Origin of the sequence: Mucilaginibacter sp. McL0603, from assembly GCF_049992945.1 — a bacterium.
Classification (GTDB): domain Bacteria; phylum Bacteroidota; class Bacteroidia; order Sphingobacteriales; family Sphingobacteriaceae; genus Mucilaginibacter.
This window is the reverse complement of sequence record NZ_CP188251.1, coordinates 3,783,668-3,801,909: the sequence shown is the minus strand read 5'-3', so window position 1 is coordinate 3,801,909 and position 18,242 is coordinate 3,783,668. Positions and strand designations below refer to the sequence as shown.

Annotated in this window: 19 protein-coding genes; 7 read left to right on the top strand and 12 right to left on the bottom strand. The window is 39.0% G+C overall.

Annotated elements, in window-relative coordinates; translation table 11 throughout:
* Positions 1–64: 64 nt before the first annotated feature.
* A complete protein-coding gene (locus tag ACPPVU_RS17405; RefSeq protein WP_426667802.1) occupies positions 65–1,654 on the bottom strand; it encodes a hypothetical protein in 1,590 nt (529 codons plus the stop codon).
* 83 nt (positions 1,655–1,737) lie between these two features.
* On the opposite strand from ACPPVU_RS17405, the gene ACPPVU_RS17400 reads away from it, so the two are divergent.
* Complete coding sequence (locus tag ACPPVU_RS17400; protein ID WP_426667801.1) at positions 1,738–2,121, top strand: DUF423 domain-containing protein; 384 nt, start codon at positions 1,738–1,740, stop codon at positions 2,119–2,121.
* 4 nt (positions 2,122–2,125) lie between these two features.
* On the top strand, positions 2,126–4,612 hold the full coding sequence (gene priA / locus ACPPVU_RS17395; RefSeq protein WP_426667800.1) for a replication restart helicase PriA: 2,487 nt from the start codon (positions 2,126–2,128) through the stop codon (positions 4,610–4,612).
* Between the two features lies 1 nt (position 4,613).
* Here priA and ACPPVU_RS17390 read toward each other — a convergent pair whose 3' ends face one another.
* Positions 4,614–4,964 carry a hypothetical protein gene (locus tag ACPPVU_RS17390; RefSeq protein ID WP_426667799.1) on the bottom strand — a complete coding sequence of 117 codons (351 nt, stop codon included), beginning with the start codon at positions 4,962–4,964 and terminating at the stop codon, positions 4,614–4,616.
* Between the two features lie 130 nt (positions 4,965–5,094).
* Between ACPPVU_RS17390 and ACPPVU_RS17385 the strand changes: the two genes are divergently transcribed.
* Positions 5,095–5,751: a protein-L-isoaspartate(D-aspartate) O-methyltransferase gene (locus tag ACPPVU_RS17385; protein WP_426667798.1), complete on the top strand. Its 657-nt coding sequence runs from the start codon at positions 5,095–5,097 to the stop codon at positions 5,749–5,751.
* Positions 5,752–5,809: 58 nt separating this feature from the next.
* Positions 5,810–6,190 carry a hypothetical protein gene (locus ACPPVU_RS17380; RefSeq protein ID WP_426667797.1) on the top strand — a complete coding sequence of 127 codons (381 nt, stop codon included), beginning with the start codon at positions 5,810–5,812 and terminating at the stop codon, positions 6,188–6,190.
* Positions 6,191–6,225: 35 nt separating this feature from the next.
* On the opposite strand, the gene smpB is transcribed toward ACPPVU_RS17380, so the two are convergent.
* From smpB to ACPPVU_RS17365, 3 genes are read right to left on the bottom strand one after another with little or no spacing between them, the layout of a single operon-like run.
* On the bottom strand, positions 6,226–6,675 hold the full coding sequence (gene smpB, locus ACPPVU_RS17375; protein WP_426667796.1) for an SsrA-binding protein SmpB: 450 nt from the start codon (positions 6,673–6,675) through the stop codon (positions 6,226–6,228).
* Between the two features lie 50 nt (positions 6,676–6,725).
* A complete protein-coding gene (locus ACPPVU_RS17370; RefSeq protein ID WP_426667795.1) occupies positions 6,726–8,627 on the bottom strand; it encodes an Nramp family divalent metal transporter in 1,902 nt (633 codons plus the stop codon).
* A complete protein-coding gene (locus tag ACPPVU_RS17365) occupies positions 8,624–9,274 on the bottom strand; it encodes a metal-dependent transcriptional regulator (protein ID WP_426667794.1) in 651 nt (216 codons plus the stop codon). Before ACPPVU_RS17365 ends, ACPPVU_RS17370 begins: the two co-directional genes overlap by 4 nt.
* A 124-nt stretch (positions 9,275–9,398) precedes the next feature.
* Here ACPPVU_RS17365 and ACPPVU_RS17360 point away from each other — a divergent pair, with 124 nt between their 5' ends.
* The gene (locus ACPPVU_RS17360; RefSeq protein WP_426667793.1) at positions 9,399–9,869 is read left to right on the top strand and encodes an Lrp/AsnC family transcriptional regulator; all 471 of its coding nucleotides are present in this window, start codon (positions 9,399–9,401) and stop codon (positions 9,867–9,869) included.
* A gap of 80 nt (positions 9,870–9,949) precedes the next feature.
* Here ACPPVU_RS17360 and ung read toward each other — a convergent pair whose 3' ends face one another.
* On the bottom strand, positions 9,950–10,627 hold the full coding sequence (ung, locus tag ACPPVU_RS17355) for a uracil-DNA glycosylase (protein WP_426667792.1): 678 nt from the start codon (positions 10,625–10,627) through the stop codon (positions 9,950–9,952).
* 74 nt (positions 10,628–10,701) lie between these two features.
* On the opposite strand from ung, the gene ACPPVU_RS17350 reads away from it, so the two are divergent.
* Positions 10,702–11,250 (top strand): DUF2892 domain-containing protein, encoded by a 549-nt coding sequence (locus tag ACPPVU_RS17350; protein ID WP_426667791.1) that lies wholly within the window; start codon positions 10,702–10,704, stop codon positions 11,248–11,250.
* A 32-nt stretch (positions 11,251–11,282) separates the two neighbouring features.
* Here the strand turns inward: ACPPVU_RS17350 and ACPPVU_RS17345 are convergent, their stop codons facing one another.
* Together ACPPVU_RS17345 and lysS are read right to left on the bottom strand one after the other, a co-directional pair.
* The gene (locus tag ACPPVU_RS17345) at positions 11,283–11,492 is read right to left on the bottom strand and encodes a hypothetical protein (RefSeq protein ID WP_426667790.1); all 210 of its coding nucleotides are present in this window, start codon (positions 11,490–11,492) and stop codon (positions 11,283–11,285) included.
* 162 nt (positions 11,493–11,654) lie between these two features.
* Positions 11,655–13,376, bottom strand: coding sequence for a lysine--tRNA ligase (gene lysS, locus ACPPVU_RS17340; RefSeq protein WP_426667789.1), 1,722 nt, complete (start codon positions 13,374–13,376; stop codon positions 11,655–11,657).
* Between the two features lie 119 nt (positions 13,377–13,495).
* On the opposite strand from lysS, the gene ACPPVU_RS17335 reads away from it, so the two are divergent.
* Positions 13,496–14,224: an SDR family oxidoreductase gene (locus tag ACPPVU_RS17335; RefSeq protein WP_426667788.1), complete on the top strand. Its 729-nt coding sequence runs from the start codon at positions 13,496–13,498 to the stop codon at positions 14,222–14,224.
* 2 nt (positions 14,225–14,226) lie between these two features.
* Here the strand turns inward: ACPPVU_RS17335 and ACPPVU_RS17330 are convergent, their stop codons facing one another.
* From ACPPVU_RS17330 to iscU, 4 genes are all read right to left on the bottom strand, one after another.
* The gene (locus ACPPVU_RS17330) at positions 14,227–15,168 is read right to left on the bottom strand and encodes a TolB family protein (RefSeq protein WP_426667787.1); all 942 of its coding nucleotides are present in this window, start codon (positions 15,166–15,168) and stop codon (positions 14,227–14,229) included.
* Positions 15,169–15,202: 34 nt separating this feature from the next.
* Positions 15,203–17,116 carry an AMP-dependent synthetase/ligase gene (locus ACPPVU_RS17325; protein ID WP_426667786.1) on the bottom strand — a complete coding sequence of 638 codons (1,914 nt, stop codon included), beginning with the start codon at positions 17,114–17,116 and terminating at the stop codon, positions 15,203–15,205.
* Between the two features lie 162 nt (positions 17,117–17,278).
* Positions 17,279–17,605: a HesB/IscA family protein gene (locus tag ACPPVU_RS17320; RefSeq protein WP_426667785.1), complete on the bottom strand. Its 327-nt coding sequence runs from the start codon at positions 17,603–17,605 to the stop codon at positions 17,279–17,281.
* Positions 17,606–17,728: 123 nt separating this feature from the next.
* Complete coding sequence (gene iscU / locus ACPPVU_RS17315) at positions 17,729–18,142, bottom strand: Fe-S cluster assembly scaffold IscU (protein WP_426667784.1); 414 nt, start codon at positions 18,140–18,142, stop codon at positions 17,729–17,731.
* Between the last annotated feature and the right edge of the window lie 100 nt (positions 18,143–18,242).

The window sequence follows — 18,242 nt, the reverse complement described above, 5'->3', positions numbered from 1 at the left end:
TTTTCGCTGATACAGGCTTTTTACGGAATTTGAAGCTTATGGTTGTGTGTAAAAAGTGGATTTTTTAAAAAGTATTTACACTGGTGGTATCGCTGTTTAAGCGCATGCAGAAATTGGTATAATAATTTTTGTCGGAAGAAGTAAATTGCCAGGCAGCAGCATAAAAATTTTTCCAGCCGGGTACCATTGATTCAAATGCATTGTAAAATGCGGGATTCATATCCTGTTTAAACAATGGCTGTGCATTTTTGAATTGGATAAAAAACGACACATTGCTTCTTTCAGCAAGTAATCCATCAAATTGGTCATAACCTTCTGTCTTGCTTATAAATTTGTGATTAACGTAACTATCATTATAGCTGCTCATTTCGGACATACTGTTGGTTAATACCAGATAATTATCCATTACTCTGAAATAAGGCCTTCTAAATATGCTGAATGCATCACCTAGTAATAATTGCGGCAATTTCTCGTAGTTTAATTGACCAACGTTATCGTTATTCATTTTACTTAGGTTGATCATCATTGAACGCATTTTGGAGCCATCAGTAACCTGAGCGATAGCTATTTTCTCATGGTAGCGCGTAGTTACAATTGCAAATTCATTGCTTAGCAAGCGGGTAAATTCTTTTACCAGACTGATCCCAGTCTTCGATTTAATTTTATTGATAATCTCAGATCTTTCGGTCTTAAAGTCGCCTTTTTTTTGCCAATCAGATAAGTCTGACTCAAATTTTTTAGGATCTGACACCGCAAAATTTGTACTGTACGCAGTTGTTGATGGGAAAATGCTTTTTATACGATTAGCTACAGGTAGTTGGCCACTGAAAAGCTCAAGATAATTAGCTTTATTGTTTTGTATCCGCGTGGAACCGTTAAACATTAATACATCACTTTTATAATTTAAACTTAAAGCGGCAAAAGCAGGTAACTGCCTGAAGCTTTTAAAAATGTCGGTATTTTTATTAATAAATAATTGTTCAAACAATGGAGATAGCGCCTCATAGTTAACATACAGGTTGACAAGAGAATTTACACTCTGGCGATCTGGTAATAATACAAATGCTTGCTTCTCGTTTTTATAGTCGTACTTAGCACATGTTTCTATAAGGTCCTTTGAAAAACTCCCGGAAAGCGTATTGTCATCCTGATCGATCAGATAAAACCGTTTTTTCAGGTCATTCAGATAAATAATATAACCTTGTTTGCCGGCTACATTGTAAGTATTTATTACAATGCCACTTTTAGGCTGTTTTGATATTTTTTCAAATAGTTCGGGCCCAAACTCCTTTGAAACAGCTATGGTGAGCAGGAAATCAATATTATCACCTTTTTGCGGATGGAGCGAGACGTATAAATTTTGCTCGTTTAAAAAGTGCTCAATTAAAGGGTTTTGTAATAATGTTTTCTTTAGTGCAGCCAGCTCCGCCATTTTTTCATCGCCGATAATATTGGCAAACAGCTTGTTGTCAGCAAAAATATCATAGAAGCTTTTTTCATTGTTAAATTCAAATATCAACGAAGCATTATTGGGTATGGTACGCAATACCTGGCTGGTTTGCTGGGTGGTGCTATTTAAGTTTTTAAAATAGACAACGGTTACCAGCACAGTAGCTATCAGCAATATAATGGTGATAATTATAAGTCGTTTCATGTTGGTTGTCTTACAAAGGTAGATTTTTACCTTGCACCTGTAAAGTAATACTTTCAATTGGTAACTTAGCACTTTATATCCTAATGAACAGACAAATCGTTATTACTGCTTCCATACTCGGAATGCTGGGAGTGATAGCCGGAGCTTTTGCAGCGCATGGTTTGCAGCAATACCTTGAACCTAAACAGATTGAAATATGGCGTACAGGGGTACAATACCAATTTTATCATATTTTTGCCCTGCTTTTTCTGTCTACCTTTGCTAGTTCTAACAAGCTGATCCGTACTGCTTATTATCTTTTTACTTTTGGTATTGTATTTTTTTCAGGCTCGTTGTACCTGTTGGCCTGCCGTGACCTGTTAGGCTGGAACTGGTTGATAGTAATGGGACCGATTACCCCAGTGGGTGGTTTGTTGTTTATTGCAGGCTGGGCTACATTGGCTTTGGCCGCTTTCAGAAATAAATAGATACATGCTTGAATTTGCTGATGCGCAACATACCGATAGGGAAACCCTTTTTGTTGAGGTAATTTTACCCTTAGCAATAGCGAAGAACTATACCTATCGCGTGCCGTTTCAATTGAATGATGCAGTTGTCCCAGGGAAAAGGGTAGTGGTGCAGTTTGGTAAGAGTAAATTGTACACAGCAGTTATTTTATCGATTACTACACAGGCTCCTGAAAAATATGAAGCCAAATATTTGATGGAGGTGCTGGATGATCGTCCTGTGGTTACTGCAAAACAATTGCAGTTTTGGCAATGGTTGGCAGAATACTACATGTGTAACGTTGGCGAGGTGATGAATGCCGCACTACCATCAGCATTAAAATTGGCAAGCGAAACTAAGATAGAACTGAATAAAGATTTTGAAATTGATAAATCTTCGCTGCATGATAAAGAATACCTGATTGTAGAGGCACTTGAAATACAACCAGAATTGACGGTTGGCGACATCGTAAAACTTCTGGGGCAAAAAACAGTGATGCCTATCCTGAAATTGATGTTTGAAAAAAATATCATTCATATTTCGGAAGAAGTAAGCGAACGTTACAAGCCGCGGAAAAAGACATTTATTACGTTAAATCCGATTTATAACAACCAGGAAAATCTGAAGGAGTTGTTTCCAATGTTGGAGAAACGCGCTCCAAAGCAAGCTGATGCACTATTAGCTTATATTAAACTGGCCAGGCATCAAAAAAAAATATCTAAGACGGAATTGATAGAAGAAAGCGGTGCGGGTGACGCCAGCATTAAATCCCTTATTGAAAAGGAGATATTTATTGCAGAAGAAAAAAATGTAAGCCGGTTATATTTTGATGAAGATGAGTTTAGCGGCGATTTTATTTTAAGTGAAAGTCAGCAGAATGCTTTAATCGGCATAAAAGATCAGTTTGAAGAAAAAGACGTGGTATTGCTACACGGCGTTACTTCTTCCGGTAAAACGCAAATCTATATCCGTCAGATTGAAGATATGATCAATGCAGATAAGCAAGTGCTGTATCTTCTACCTGAAATTGCGCTTACTACACACATTATTGAGCGGCTACGACAATATTTTGGAAGCAGTATCGGGGTTTATCATTCGCGGTTTAATGATAATGAACGTGTTGAAGTTTGGCAGAAGGTACTTAATCACGAATATAAAGTGGTTTTGGGTGCAAGGTCATCTGTATTTTTGCCCTTTAATAACCTAGGGCTGATCATTGTTGATGAGGAGCATGAAACATCCTACAAACAGTTTGATCCGGCACCACGCTACAATGCCCGGGATGCGGCAATTTATCTTGCTAATATGTATCATGGGAAAGTACTGCTAGGATCAGCAACTCCTGCTTTTGAGACTTATTATAATGCCCGAATGAACAAATATGGTTTGGTAGAATTGACGGAGCGCTTCGGTGGTGTAGAGTTGCCAAAAACAGAAGTAGTTAGCATCATTGAGGAAACAAAAAAGAAAACCATGCAATCGCACTTTACGAGTGTGTTGATTGAGGATATGAAAAAGGCGCTTGTTAATAAAGAACAGGTGATCCTCTTTCAAAATCGCAGGGGATACGCCCCGTTGCTTGTTTGTAAGGTTTGTGCTTACACTCCCAAGTGCATTAATTGTGATGTAAGCCTTACTTATCATAAAAGCAGTGGTAAACTGCATTGCCATTATTGTGGTTATAAGGAAGATTCTCCTTCTATTTGTCCGGCATGTGGTTCAACACACCTGGAATATAAAGGTTTTGGCACTGAAAAAGTTGAAGACGAATTAAGCATACTGCTTCCTGAAGCCAGGATAAAAAGAATGGACCTGGATACCACACGTTCAAAAAACTCATTGCAAAATATTTTGAATGATTTGGAGGAAAAGAAGATAGATATTCTGGTTGGTACGCAAATGGTAGCTAAAGGACTTGATTTTTCAGATATCACCGTAATCGGTATCATCAATGCGGATAGCTTATTAAAATATCCTGATTACCGTGCTAATGAGCGTAGTTTCCAGATGCTGGCACAGGTAAGTGGCAGGGCAGGGCGCCGGGGTAAACAGGGTAAGGTGGTGATTCAAACCTATGACCCCAATCATAGGGTGATAAAACAGGTAATCGAAAATGATTACCAGGATCTTTATCTCACTGAAATGGAGGAACGCAGGAGTTTTAAATACCCGCCATTCTATCGCATCATCAATCTGGATATCAAACATAAAAATGCCGATATTTTATATAACCAGGCCGAATACCTGGCAACCGAACTTAGGAAAAACTTTGGTGATAGAGTAATTGGCCCGGAGGTACCATTGATCAGTCGGATACGCAATTATTATATCAAATCTATTATGCTCAAGTTTGAAAAGGATGGGGTATCTATTAACAAGGTGAAATCTGTGATAAAGGACATTATTACGCAGTTTCAAACCACAAAACTAAGTAAAGGTAGTATTGTGCAGCCTGATGTAGATCCTTATTGAATCAATTACATATGTTGTTGATAGAATTTAAATGGATAATCGGAATAAGGTTATTTGGATTTGTGCTGCATTGAAATTTTGAGGTTGACGGGTCATAATTGATATTGACATTTAAGCTGTCTTTTTGAAATTGTTCTGGCAGGTTATCAGCATGATAATAATTTGAATCAACTTTTATTAAAAAACCACAACCATCTGCTGCAACTGGGCCAGTATTAACTATCATGGCATTACCAACACCGGGAGTTTGGGTTTTTGTAGTACTATTTGTAGTACTATTATTTTCTTTGTTACAGCTATAGGCCAATGTAACTAATAGCATCAGGTAAGCCACAACTTTAATATTTCTCATATCCTTTTTTAATATTACGCAGTCAATTATGCTTATGCTACAAGTAGTTAAATATTAAAACGACGTTGTTAATAATTGCTGGCATCACCAAAGACTCAAGATACGTTTTTTATATAACTTTGCTGTATAAATGGCTTACAGATTTATTGATAATTATCGCGAAAAAGGCGCCCGTAAACAGCTGGTTGATATACTAAAACAAAAGGGAATTGAAGATGAAGATGTGCTGAAAGCTATTGGAAAAGTACAGAGGCACTACTTTTTTGACGAGACTTTCTGGAACCAGGCGTACAGGGATATTGCGTTCCCGATAGGCGAGGGGCAGACCATTTCTCAGCCTTATACCGTAGCCTATCAAACTCAATTATTACACATCAAAAAAGGCGATAAAGTACTTGAAATTGGTACCGGATCGGGTTACCAGGCCTGTATTTTACTTGAACTTGGTGCAAACGTTTATACCATCGAGCGTCAAGAAAAACTGTATGAGCGTACTACACAGGTTCTGCCTTATATGGGCTACAAACCACAGTTTTTTTTGGGTGATGGCTCAAAGGGAATTCCTGAACATGCACCTTATGATAAGATCATAGTTACAGCAGGTGCACCCCTGGTACCAGATACTCTTCTAAAGCAATTAAATATAGGTGGCATCATGGTAATACCTGTTGGTGATGAACAATCGCAGAAAATGGTAACTATATTAAAGATTGGGGAGAATGATTATGAAAAGCATGTGCTGGATACTTTCAGGTTTGTGCCGTTAGTAGGGGATAAGGCGTGGTAGATTTCGGATTTCGAATGTTCGATTTCGGATTTTTATTTAGGACTAAGATATTTAAATTATGATGATAAATCGTAAATACAAACCTTTCCAAACTAAAGCAATATCATGGGAAGATATTGAGCATTTTTATAATGACTTGATTTCCAAAGATTGGCCTTTAGAAGCAATTATTCCACTTATTCACTATATTATGAATGATAATAATTTGAATCAGAAACTTTTCCCAATTGTTTCTCTGGACAAATTAATTATTAGCATTTATAATCCTATAGAATGGCAACGGGAAACACTGCATATCCATTACGAAAAGGAAAAGAAGCTTTGGAACTTCAAATATTACCCTTATCCATATGAAAAAGTAGAGCACGAAAGAAATTATTCGGGAGAAGTGCTGGTCGAAAAATTTCAGAATTATATAAATATGCTTGGATGGCGATAAATCCGAAATCGAACATTCGAAATCCGAAATCAAATCTATCTTTTCATCGCCCTATCCATCTCAATTTTCGTATCACGCTCTTTCATGGTATCCCGCTTATCATAGGTCTTTTTACCTTGGGCCAGGCCAATTTCCAGTTTGGCAAAGCCGCGTTCGCTGATAAATAAGGCAAGCGGTACAATTGTCAATCCCTTTTCTTCGCCGCGAGTTTGCAGTTTTTTTAATTCTTTTTTGTTGAGTAGCAAAACCCGATCGCGTTTGGCTTCGTGATTATAAAATGAACCGTATGAGTATTCTGAAATATGCAAATTCCGCACATATAACTGGTTGTCAATAAACGTGCAAAAAGCATCGTTAAGATTAGCCTTACCTTCACGAATAGACTTGATCTCGGTACCCAATAGCTTTATACCAGCGGTATATTTATCAAGTATAGAGTATTCAAAATAAGCTTTCTTGTTTTTTATATAGATATTCTCGCTCATCCCTGCTGCTTTTGTGCAAATATGCGATTATTGTTTTTAATCATGATTAATTATTGTGGTTTAACAACCAGTACCGGGATATTAACCATGTGCCGCACCGAATTTACCGTCGTGCCAAAAATCAGATCTTTTATTGCCTTGTGCCCGTGTGAACCCATCACTATAAAGTCAACTTTTTCTTCGTTTACAATTTGTGCAATTTCATTTGCTGCAGTCCCATACCCGATCTTTGCCTCTGCATTATATCCAATCTCTGTAAGGGCCATGACATATTTGTCCAGGTTATCCACGTCGCTTTGTGTTTCGTGGTCCATTACTTCAGTGCCGTAATAACGTGCACCGGCGGTTTCCACTACGTGTATCAAAGTATATCGGGCATGTTTGCGTCCCTGCATTATAGCATGCCTGATACAGTCTCTGTCATTTTTTGAAAAATCGATAGTAACTGCAATGTGATTATAAGAAATTGCAGTAAGGTCATTAAGGGTGGTTGCTAAGCCATGCGGTACCTGTACAGGTTGATAATAATGTTTAAATAATAACGGTCTGAAGAAAACATAAACTAACAATAATGCAATACCCACTGTAATGGGGACAACCAATCCGTATATCCATGCAGCAGCAGCCGGATATTCTCTTAGCCAATCGCTGATCTGATCAAAAACTAATTTCCCATTCAGGCCGATGATCACCACGGCACACGCCCAGGCTACTATTTTTACTTTCGTACTGATAGCAAATTTGCCCATACGTTTACGGTCGGATGTAAAGTGGATGAGCGGAATGACAGCAAAACCCAGTTGAAGGCTCAATACTACCTGGCTTAAAATGATGAGATCGCCTAAACCGCTTTCGCCAAAATAGATAATGGTAAATACAGCAGGCACAATAGCTAACAGGCGGGTTAATAGTCGGCGTAACCAGGGTTCAATACGCAGGTTGATGTGACCTTCCATAATGATCTGCCCGGCAAGTGTACCGGTTATGGTTGAACTTTGCCCGGAAGCGATCAGGGCAATGGCGAATAAAGTAGGAGCCAGGGAACCGAAAATATGTTCCAATAATTTATAGGCATCCTGTATTTCAGCTACCTGGAAATAACCATTTGTGAAAAATGCGCTTGCTGCTAATATCAATATAGCTGCATTAACCAGGAATGCCAGATTAAGTGCAATTGTAGTATCGAATAAATTGAATTTTATAGCAGAACGAATGCCTTCATCAGTCCGGGTTATTTTACGGGTTTGTACCAGCGACGAATGGAGGTACAGGTTATGCGGCATTACCGTTGCGCCAATGATGCCAATAGCGATGTATAGCATTTCGTGACTAATTTTGTCACCCTTAAATAAATTGCTGGGAATAAACCCTTTTGCCAGCTCCGACACATTTGGCCCTACGATAAACATTTCGATCAAAAAAGAGAGACCAATGATGAATATCATCGACATGATAAAAGCTTCCAGTTTACGCATGCCTTTGTTCATCAGGAACAGCATTAGCACGGTATCCGTTATGGTGAGCGATACACCCCAAATAAGCGGTAAATGAAATAATAACTGCAAACCAATGGCCATACCAATGATCTCGGCCAGATCGCAGGCGATGATGGCTATTTGTGCCAGTATATAAAGGCAGAAATTTGCAAAGCGGGGATAGGTGTTTTTAGAAGCTTGCGCCAGGTCGAGTCCCCGTACAATACCTAACCGGGCACTTAATGATTGCAATAATAAGGCAATTAGGTTAGATACAAATAATACCCATATTAGCTTATAGCCAAATGCACTGCCACCGGCAATATCCGTTGCCCAGTTGCCGGGGTCCATATAACCGACACTTACTAAATATGCCGGACCGATAAAAGCCAGGAACTTGCGCCAACCTAATTTGTTTTCGGTACTTACACTACTGTGAACATTGCTTAATGACTGATTAGGTTCTTTATTATTCATAGGGCGATCAATAGATTGTTGGCTACTTCGCGGCTAATGTGGATCTTGCTGTCCGCAACCTGCAAAGTGAGCGAGTGGTCGTAATTATTAATTTCAGTTATTCTTATTTTTTTGCCGATGGTCAGTTGCATTTTTTCAAGATATTGCAGGAATGCAGTCGAATGATCCCTGACCCCGGAAATGATGCCCTTTTCATTAACGAGAAGTGCGGAAACAGGTTTTAGCTCATGGGACTTAAACTGGCCATTACTGTCGGGTATCGGGTCGCCATGAGGGTCATATTTTGGATGGCCCATAAACTCGTCCAGCCGATTTACTAATTCTTTTGATGATATATGTTCCAGTTCTTCAGCAACATCATGCACCTCATCCCACTTAAAATTAAGTTTTTCTACAAGAAAGTACTCCCAAAGGCGATGTTTCCTGATAATACTGATAGCAATCTTTTCGCCCGACGCAGTCAGTGTTACACCCTGATATTTAGTGTAATTGATTAATTCCTTTTCAGCCAATTTTTTGAGCATATCCGTTACTGATGCTGCTTTTGTATTTAAAGATGCAGCTATCTGGTTGGTGCTGGCACAGCCGGAGGGTAGCGAAAGATGATAGATCGCTTTCAGGTAATTCTCTTCAGTAAAGGTATTCATTTAAACAAATCTAATAATAAATTTAGATTAGTCTAAATATTTATCAAAGAATTTATTTTTGTTTAAGTACTTTTATGAAAAATTTTATTCTGTTAGTTCAGGAAAAACTATATTTGTAATTACAATGGCTGCTGAACTAGACAAAATAGACCTACAGATTCTCAAGATCTTACAGGAAAACGGAAGAATAACCAACTTGCAACTTTCTAATGAAATTGGACTTTCACCCGCCCCAACTTTAGAACGGGTACGTAAACTGGAGAACGCAGAATATATTAAAAGCTATCACGCGCTTGTTGATGAGGAGAAACTCGGACTGGGTATCAAGACATTTATCCAGGTATCACTTGATTTCCATAAGAACAATACCATTCAGGTGTTTTTGGATGAAATAAAAAATATCAAAGAAGTAACCGAATGTCACCACGTAACAGGTCAGTGCGATTTCTTATTGAAAGTTTATGTAAGCAATATAAAAGCTTATGAGCAATTGATCATGGAAAAGATCAGCCGCATCCCGGTGGTAAAAACTTTCCAGACTATGATGATCATGTCTACTAGCAAGAAGGAACCTATCGTACCGCTGGAGTATTAATTTTAGATTCAAGATATAAGAATCAAGAACCAGGATATTGAAAGGGTCTTGATTCCTGACTCTTAAGTCTTGCCTCTTTTTTAATGTATCTGCCAGTCAATTGGCTTTTTACCTTCTTTTATCAATATTTCATTTGTTTTTGAAAATGGCTTTGAGCCAAAAAATCCACGGTCTGCTGAAAAAGGCGATGGGTGGGGCGATTTGATAATGAAGTGTTTGGACTTGTCTATCAGTTCTGCTTTGGCTTGGGCATAGCTTCCCCAAAGTATAAATACGATACCTTCTTTTTTATCAGAGATTGTTTGAATCACCTTATCGGTAAACTCCTCCCAACCTTTTTTCTGATGTGATCCTGGTGTGCCTGCGCGAACCGTCAATGTAGCATTGAGCAGCATTACTCCCTGTTCGGCCCATTCAGTTAACTCGCCATGATTAGGGATTACAAAGCCGGGGATATCAGTCAACAACTCTTTATAGATATTCTTAAGTGACGGTGGAGAGGTAATTCCTTTTTGCACCGAGAAAGACAGGCCATGCGCCTGGTTGGGTCCATGATATGGATCTTGCCCAAGTATCATTACTTTCAATTCATCAAACGGCGTTTTCCAGAAGGCATTAAATATATCAGCATTTTTAGGATATGTTTTATGACCGGCTTCCTGCTCTTCTTTTAAAAATTGCCTGAGTTTTATCATGTAATCTTTTTCAAATTCCTCATGTAAAACTTTAAGCCAGGATGGTTCGAAATTTAATGCCATAAATGTTTATGCGAATGTTGGTTAAGAATACAAATAAACGGATATTTGCATTCTATTTTATAGCATACAAAATTATGTCAAATATTGTTCGGTTAATTATTGCCTGCGTTGTTGCCGGAGCAGGCGTTACCCTTTGTGGATTCGGATTTTGGGGATGGGGTATACTGGTGTTTATATTGGGTGGTTTAGTGCTGCTTACCTTCTTCTTTAATGAAAATATGCTGATAGCGCAATTCTATCTGCGTAAAGACAATATGGTCAAGTCAGAAGAATGGCTTAGCAAGATCACAGATTATGAAAAACAGCTGAACAAAAGTCAGCATGGTTATTATAACCTATTGATCGGTTTGCTGGAATCGCGTAAGGCTCCTATGAAATCAGAAAAATACTTTAAGAAGGCGCTGTCTTTAGGAATGAAGATGTCGCACAATATTGCTTTGGCCAAACTAAGCCTGGCGGGTATTGCAATGGCTAAACGCAATAAGCGCGAAGCGCAAATGTATTTGCAGGAAGCCACTAAGGAAGATAAAAATAAGTTACTCGCCGACCAGATAAAAATGATGAAAGGCCAGCTTGCACAAATGGACAAGCAGGTAGTTCGCGGTGGATATCGTCAATTCTAAAATAATAGGCTTTAAAGACAAAACTTTAAAGCCTATTTTTCTTCAATAAAGCTGTAATAATCAGGTTCAGATGATAAATAATTTTGCCTGTGTGATATATCGGCAATACTCAATTGATCTTCTGCCGGATTGGCAACTTCAACCATTTTTAATAAGCTTCTGATAAATGACAGATCAAAATTGCTTCTGTTAAGTTTTATCAAATATTCGTTTTCGGTTATTTCTAATATGGAGTTTGTCATAGTATTTGCATAACTTGTGTAATTATAAAGTTATACAGACATTTTGACAAAGAAGTTTCATCTATTTTATGATTTCATTAACAAATTGTTAATTGGTTCATAGATCATGGTTAATAGTTCATAGTTAGCTTCTACCATGATCCATTATCTATGAACTATCACCTACTCAAACCACGCCATTACCACTTCTTTAACAGGCATGGTAATATCGAGTTTTAGTTTCTTGCGCATGCCTCCCAAATCGTTAAATACCTTATTAGGATTAGCAGCTTTTAGGTCTTCTACCGTATTAAATCCCATTTTATTAAGTACGGGCACCCATTCAGCAGGGACACCGATCTTGATGAAATCATCGGCGGTAACTATTTTGGCTTTCTTTTCAGGGCGCATTTGCGGGAAGAACAATACCTCCTGTATAGTATGCTGGTTGGTCATCAACATCACCAGGCGGTCGATACCGATGCCTAAACCAGATGTTGGTGGCATACCATATTCCAATGCACGTAAAAAGTCGTCATCCATTGCCATCGCTTCTTCATCACCGCGGCCTGCTAATATCAATTGCTCTTCCAAACGCTGGCGCTGATCTATAGGGTCATTTAACTCTGAATAGGCATTAGCGATTTCCTTGCCATTTACAAATAATTCAAAGCGTTCTACAAGGCCATCTTTGCTGCGGTGCTTTTTAGCAAGTGGGGTCATTTCAATAGGATAATCCGTAATATAAGTTGGCTGTATCAGGTTGGCTTCTACTTTTGCGCTAAAGATCTCATCGATCAATTTGCCCTTGCCCATGGTACTATTCACTTCGATAGCAAGTTCAGCACAGGTTTTGCGCAAAGCTGCTTCATCCATTGCAGATACATCAATGCCGGTATATTTCAATATGGAATCATACATTGACAATTTTGTGTATGGTCCCGCAAAATTGATTTCATTATCACCAACTTGTACTACCGGGATACCATGTACAGCTCTTGTTACGTGCTCTAAACAAGCTTCAACCATAGCCATCATCCAGATATAATCCTTATAGGCTACATAAATTTCAACGGATGTAAATTCAGGGTTGTGCGTACGGTCCATGCCCTCGTTGCGGAACATTTTACCAAACTCATATACGCCATCAAAGCCAGCTACGATCAGTCGTTTTAAATATAATTCATTGGCTATGCGCAGGTAAAGCGACATATCCAGTGTATTATGATGCGTTGTAAACGGACGTGCTGCCGCTCCACCATGCACAGGCTGCAGGATAGGAGTTTCCACCTCTATCCAGCCTTCTGAATTAAAGTAATCGCGCATAGAACTGATCACCTTTGAGCGCTTCAAAAATATTTGCTTGTACTCAGGATTAACGGTCAGATCGACATAACGCTGGCGGTAACGTAATTCAGGATCGGTAAAAGCATCGAAAATATTCCCATCCTCATCTCTTCTTACAACTGGTAGTGGTTTTAATGACTTAGATAAAACGATCATTTCCTGTACGTGGACAGATATTTCTCCAGTTTGAGTTAGAAATACATAACCTTTGACCCCAATATAGTCTCCTAAATCCAGTAATTTTTTAAATACTGTATTGTATAAGGTTTTGTCCTCACCGGGACAAATGTCATCCCGTTTCAGGTAAACTTGTATGCGCCCGGTTGAATCCTGCAATTCAGCGAATGATGCACTGCCCATAATACGGCGGCTCATGATACGGCCTGCCAATACTACATTTTTATAAGTATCAGGATTTTTCTCAAAATTCTCTTGTATATCCTGTGCAAATGCGGTTACATTAAATGCTTCAGCAGGGTATGGGTTGATACCAAGATCGCGTAGATGCTGTAGTGATTCGCGGCGTAAAATTTCCTGTTCGGATAGGGCAATACTCATATTTTTTATTAAGGATGCAAAAATAGCTTTTTTTTAGATTTGAGAGGTGAGATTTGAGATATGAGTTTGCATTTCATTAAGAAAGTAGTGAACTTGCGCGACACATCTATTATCAAAATATGAAAACAGCATTTATAACGGGCGCCAATAAAAGCATTGGCTTTGAGGTAGCGAAACAGCTTTTAGATTTAGGTTACTATGTTTATTTGGGGAGCCGGGATCTTGAAAAAGGCAAAGAGGCTATAGCGCAACTAAAATCAGATAATGTAGAAGTTATCCAAATAGATGTTAGTGATTCAACTTCTATAGCGACTGCAAGAAAAGTATTGGGAGGGAAGATCAACTCATTAGATGTGTTGATAAATAATGCAGGTATCAGCGGCGGTTTCCCCCAGGCACCAACATTGCTGAACATTGAAACGATTAGGAAAGTATTTGATACCAATTTTTTCGGGACAATCAATGTTACGCAGGCATTTCTTGATCTGCTTAAAAAGTCGGAGGCTCCGAGGATTGTTAATGTGACGTCAGGACTGGCCTCACTTACTTTACATAACGATCCTTCATGGAAATACTACAATGTTAAAGGCGGGGCTTACGGGCCGTCAAAAACGTCATTGAATGCTTATACAATTGCGCTGGCTTTTGAACTGCGTGACACGCCTTTCAAGGTAAATGCTGTTGATCCCGGATTTACTGCCACGGATTTTAATCAACACCGTGGAACGGGGACTGTGCCTGAGGCTGCTGCACGAATTGTAAAGTATGCTATTGTTGACGAGAGTGGTCCAACAGGGCAATTCTTTAGTGATGATAATAATCCAGAGACAGGGGTTAGTCCGTGGTAGTGCTAATGTATGCTCGGGTATTCATAAAACCCGTCCAGCACTTTTTGAAATCCATAGCCCTCGCTGTTTACTTTAAATATGCCTAATAAATTTGCTGAAAGGTTTGTATTGGACAGAAAAACCAGGCTGCCATCTGTTGACCATGACGCGCCTAATAGCATGTTGGGATTGCTGCTATCATAAGTAATCAGTGTTTTTACGTTGCTGCCATCCGTGTTACTCGAGAACATGCCACCACCATTGCCATACAGAAGGCTTTTGCCATCTGATGATACCCCTAAAAAGGCTCCTCCGTACATAATATATCTTAAATTACCGTCTTTATCAACTGAATAAATACCATCTTTACTTCGGTCACTTCCTGCATTAAAATATATTTTTCCATCTATTGACCAGTGAATGTTATCCACACGTCCGTTATCATCGGCAAAATAAGTAAGCCTTTTTTCTGAAGTACCATTGGCATTGGCAATATATATATCGTATTGATAAGGCTTAATATGAATTAGACTTTTTGCATAAGCGATCATGTTACCGAGCGGTGAAAAACATCCGTAGTCGGCTTCATCGCCTTTTATAACACGTTTAAAGTTTTTACCAGTAATGTCGATAGTACATATACCACGGGCAGTATCAGCAAAGTCTCCTCTTGTATATATTATCTGTGTTCCGTCTGGTGACCATGAGGCACGATAACTGTAATAGTTGGGTTCTACAGGCGTAATACGTGTTATGCCTGTGCCATCCAGGTTGGCGTAATAAATGGATGTGTACAAGCTCGGGTAACCCGAGTGCCCAGTGTTAAACGCTTCGTCCGCATCAAAAAGCAAATATCTACCCGGGGGGACGTAAGGCCTTTCGACTATTTTGTTTGATTCCTTTTTGCAGGACCATAGCAATGCCAATGCACCGATCAGCAATGTAAAAGTAAATTTCTTATACATAGCAAAAATGTTTTAGTAAAACATTATCTATATGCTAATCCGCCTCTGCTTCCTGAAGATACATCTCGTCAATAGCAGTGGCGTATTTTTTTTCTATTACTTTGCGTTTGGCCTTCATGGTAGGGGTGATCTCGCCTTCATCCATACTAAACGGATTGCGTTTTACCCTGAAGTTTTTGATCCGCTCAAATTTAGCCAATTCATTTGATAAACGTTTGATATCCTGAGCTATCCAATCAACTATTTCTTTGTCTTCAATAAATACCCCTGGGTTATTAAAAAACTCATCATCTAAATTAAATGTCTCCTGCAAAACCTCCCGCGACGGAACAATAATGGCGGTAATATATTCACGTTTATCACCTACCAAAAATATCTGCTCAATTCGTGAGCTTTTCATATAGGTGTTCTCAACAGGAGTAGGGTAGATGTTTTTGCCGTAAGCATTTACCAGCATATTTTTCAGTCTGTCGGTAATTTGCAGATTCCCTTTATAGAACCGGCCTATATCCCCGGTATGGAACCAGCCGTCAGGATCGATCACATTAGCGGTTTCTTCGGGCTTATTCCAGTATCCTTTCATTACGCAATGCCCGCGTACAATGATCTCGCCTTCTTCAGACTGATAATTTTCATTAAAGCTGTTGTGTGTCTGGATAGTATAGATCTCTTTGGTATCTATATTTTGTATCCCTACTTCGATACGTGGAATGATACGGCCCACCGTCCCATAAATCACCCGTTCATTTTCGGTAACAGACATTACCGGTGAAGTTTCTGTTAAGCCAAAGCCCTCCAACACATGAATTCCCAGGTCGCCAAAAAACTCGCCGACATTTTTTGGTAGAGCGCCACCGCCAGATATCAGGAACTTTAAGCGACCACCGGTTTTTTCCTTGATCTTGCTGAATACCAGTTTTTCAGCAATTTTATACTGATTGCGAAGCAGGATGCCTGGTTTTTTACCTTCTTCCAGTATAAGCCTGTGTTTTTTACCTATACCAAGCGACCAAACAAAAATTTTGGTTTTAGCTCCGCCTGCTGATAGGCCATTCTTCATGGCTTTATCCTGTATACGTTCAAGCAAACGCGGAACGCAGCACATGATGGTAGGCTTTACCTCGACCATATTTTTAGCCAGCAGCTCTAAGCTCTGTGCAAAGGCAATTGTACATCCCACGGAAAGACAAATATGATAAGTGGCCGTACGCTCAAATACATGCGAAAGTGGTAAAAAAGAAAGGAATGTATCTGTTTTCTCTAATACCCGGATTTGCTCCAGGCTGGCACGCGCATTTTCAGTCAGGTTATAATGTGTCAGCATTACTCCCTTGGGGATACCTGTAGTACCTGATGTATAAATAAGGCAGGACAGATCTGAAGGCAGAATAGATTCGCGGCCACTGTTTATCGCAGGGCGGTATTTCTCTACCATACTTTTGCCCTCGGCGATCAATTCATCAAAACCGATTACACCGGCATTTAAATTGATCTTTTCCGTATATTTTTCATAATCATCGAACGCAGGAATGATACGCATCAATGCCGGGCAGTTATTTGCTATCTTAGTTACTTTGCGAAACAGGAAAGGGTTGCCAACCAGTATAGTTTTTGCACCGGAATCATTTAATATGTACTCTATTTCGCTTTCTGAAAGGGTAGGATATATCGAAGCATTAACAGCACCTATTTGCTGCAAGGCCTGATCGTAATAAACGAAATCCGGGCCGTTTTCGATAATGAGTGAAAGGCGGTCGCCTTTTTTAATACCAATTTCCAGGAACCAGGCTGAAATTGCATCTGCTTTTTCGATGGTTTCTTTGTAGGATATCTCGACCCAATTATCTTTTACTTTGTGTTTAAGAAAGGTATGGGTATCTGGGTGGATATTAGCTACAATGTATCGTATCAGGCTCGGTATGGTCGACCGTTTAGCTATGGTGTTCATTAAGGATAATCAATTTGTAATTATAATTATAGCGATAAATATATGACGATTACACGGATTATAAAAATGGCTGTGAAGCCATAGCCATAAAATAATTACACCGATCCTGTATAAACAAAATCGGTGTAATCAATAAATTTTAAATCGGTGTAATACTGAAATTTATACCGAGAAACTCTCTCCGCAACCGCATGTACGGGTTGCGTTAGGGTTGTGGAAGTTGAAACCTTTACCGTTTAAACCGTCAGAAAAATCAAGTTCGGTACCGGCAAGGTATAGAAACGATTTCATGTCCAAAGCCAGGCGTATACCTCTATCTTCGAAAAATTGGTCGCCCTTTTTTATTTCGTTATCAAAATCGAGGTTGTATGATAAGCCTGAGCATCCTCCTCCCTGAACAGAAACACGCAGAAAATAAGAACCATCAAGGTTTGCATCCTGCATTAAGTGATCTATCTTTCCTTTTGCTTTATCAGTTATAGTTACCATTTTTGAGATTTGAGATTTGAGATTTGAGATTTGAGATTAACTCGCAAATCCAAATTTCAAATCAGTACATAATTATGCTAAATACAAGAATCTCACTTCTCATATCTAACATCTCACATCTAATTAATGATGTACTTTTTCGCTTGCAATCGCCTCTAAGCCGTTTTTTACACGGAAGTCATTAATTGCTGCTTTGATCGCATCTTCTGCCAATACTGAGCAGTGGATTTTTACCGGCGGTAAAGCCAATTCTTCAACAATATCCATGTTATCAATTTTCATGGCATCGTCAATAGTTTTGCCTTTAAGCCATTCGGTAGCCAAAGATGAAGAAGCAATAGCCGAACCGCAGCCAAATGTTTTAAATTTAGCGTCAGTGATGATATTGTTATCATCAACCTGGATCTGCAGGCGCATTACGTCGCCGCATTCAGGTGCGCCAACCAAACCGGTACCAACTTTGTGGCTGCTTTTATCCAAAGTGCCAACGTTGCGGGGGTTAGTGTAGTGATCAATTACTTTATCTGAATAAGCCATAGCTTTGTGTTTTAATATAAATTCTAAATCCTAATTTCTAAACTCTAAATTTTTCTAACTCTAAATTTCTAAATCCGAAATCGAAATTCCGAAATTCGAA

Bases quoted from the DNA above. Each gene is read 5' to 3' on its own strand.
- iscU (WP_426667784.1), bottom strand. From the start codon at position 18,142: ATGGCTTATTCAGATAAAGTAATTGATCACTACACTAACCCCCGCAAC.
- ACPPVU_RS17370 (WP_426667795.1), bottom strand. From the start codon at position 8,627: ATGAATAATAAAGAACCTAATCAGTCATTAAGCAATGTTCACAGTAGT.
- ACPPVU_RS17325 (WP_426667786.1), bottom strand. From the start codon at position 17,116: ATGAACACCATAGCTAAACGGTCGACCATACCGAGCCTGATACGATAC.
- ACPPVU_RS17380 (WP_426667797.1), top strand. From the start codon at position 5,810: ATGATGATAAATCGTAAATACAAACCTTTCCAAACTAAAGCAATATCA.
- ACPPVU_RS17330 (WP_426667787.1), bottom strand. From the start codon at position 15,168: ATGTATAAGAAATTTACTTTTACATTGCTGATCGGTGCATTGGCATTG.
- ACPPVU_RS17360 (WP_426667793.1), top strand. From the start codon at position 9,399: ATGGCTGCTGAACTAGACAAAATAGACCTACAGATTCTCAAGATCTTA.
- ACPPVU_RS17405 (WP_426667802.1), bottom strand. From the start codon at position 1,654: ATGAAACGACTTATAATTATCACCATTATATTGCTGATAGCTACTGTG.
- ung (WP_426667792.1), bottom strand. From the start codon at position 10,627: ATGGCATTAAATTTCGAACCATCCTGGCTTAAAGTTTTACATGAGGAA.
- ACPPVU_RS17385 (WP_426667798.1), top strand. From the start codon at position 5,095: ATGGCTTACAGATTTATTGATAATTATCGCGAAAAAGGCGCCCGTAAA.
- lysS (WP_426667789.1), bottom strand. From the start codon at position 13,376: ATGAGTATTGCCCTATCCGAACAGGAAATTTTACGCCGCGAATCACTA.
- ACPPVU_RS17320 (WP_426667785.1), bottom strand. From the start codon at position 17,605: ATGGTAACTATAACTGATAAAGCAAAAGGAAAGATAGATCACTTAATG.
- ACPPVU_RS17365 (WP_426667794.1), bottom strand. From the start codon at position 9,274: ATGAATACCTTTACTGAAGAGAATTACCTGAAAGCGATCTATCATCTT.
- priA (WP_426667800.1), top strand. From the start codon at position 2,126: ATGCTTGAATTTGCTGATGCGCAACATACCGATAGGGAAACCCTTTTT.
- smpB (WP_426667796.1), bottom strand. From the start codon at position 6,675: ATGAGCGAGAATATCTATATAAAAAACAAGAAAGCTTATTTTGAATAC.
- ACPPVU_RS17400 (WP_426667801.1), top strand. From the start codon at position 1,738: ATGAACAGACAAATCGTTATTACTGCTTCCATACTCGGAATGCTGGGA.
- ACPPVU_RS17390 (WP_426667799.1), bottom strand. From the start codon at position 4,964: ATGAGAAATATTAAAGTTGTGGCTTACCTGATGCTATTAGTTACATTG.
- ACPPVU_RS17335 (WP_426667788.1), top strand. From the start codon at position 13,496: ATGAAAACAGCATTTATAACGGGCGCCAATAAAAGCATTGGCTTTGAG.
- ACPPVU_RS17345 (WP_426667790.1), bottom strand. From the start codon at position 11,492: ATGACAAACTCCATATTAGAAATAACCGAAAACGAATATTTGATAAAA.
- ACPPVU_RS17350 (WP_426667791.1), top strand. From the start codon at position 10,702: ATGTCAAATATTGTTCGGTTAATTATTGCCTGCGTTGTTGCCGGAGCA.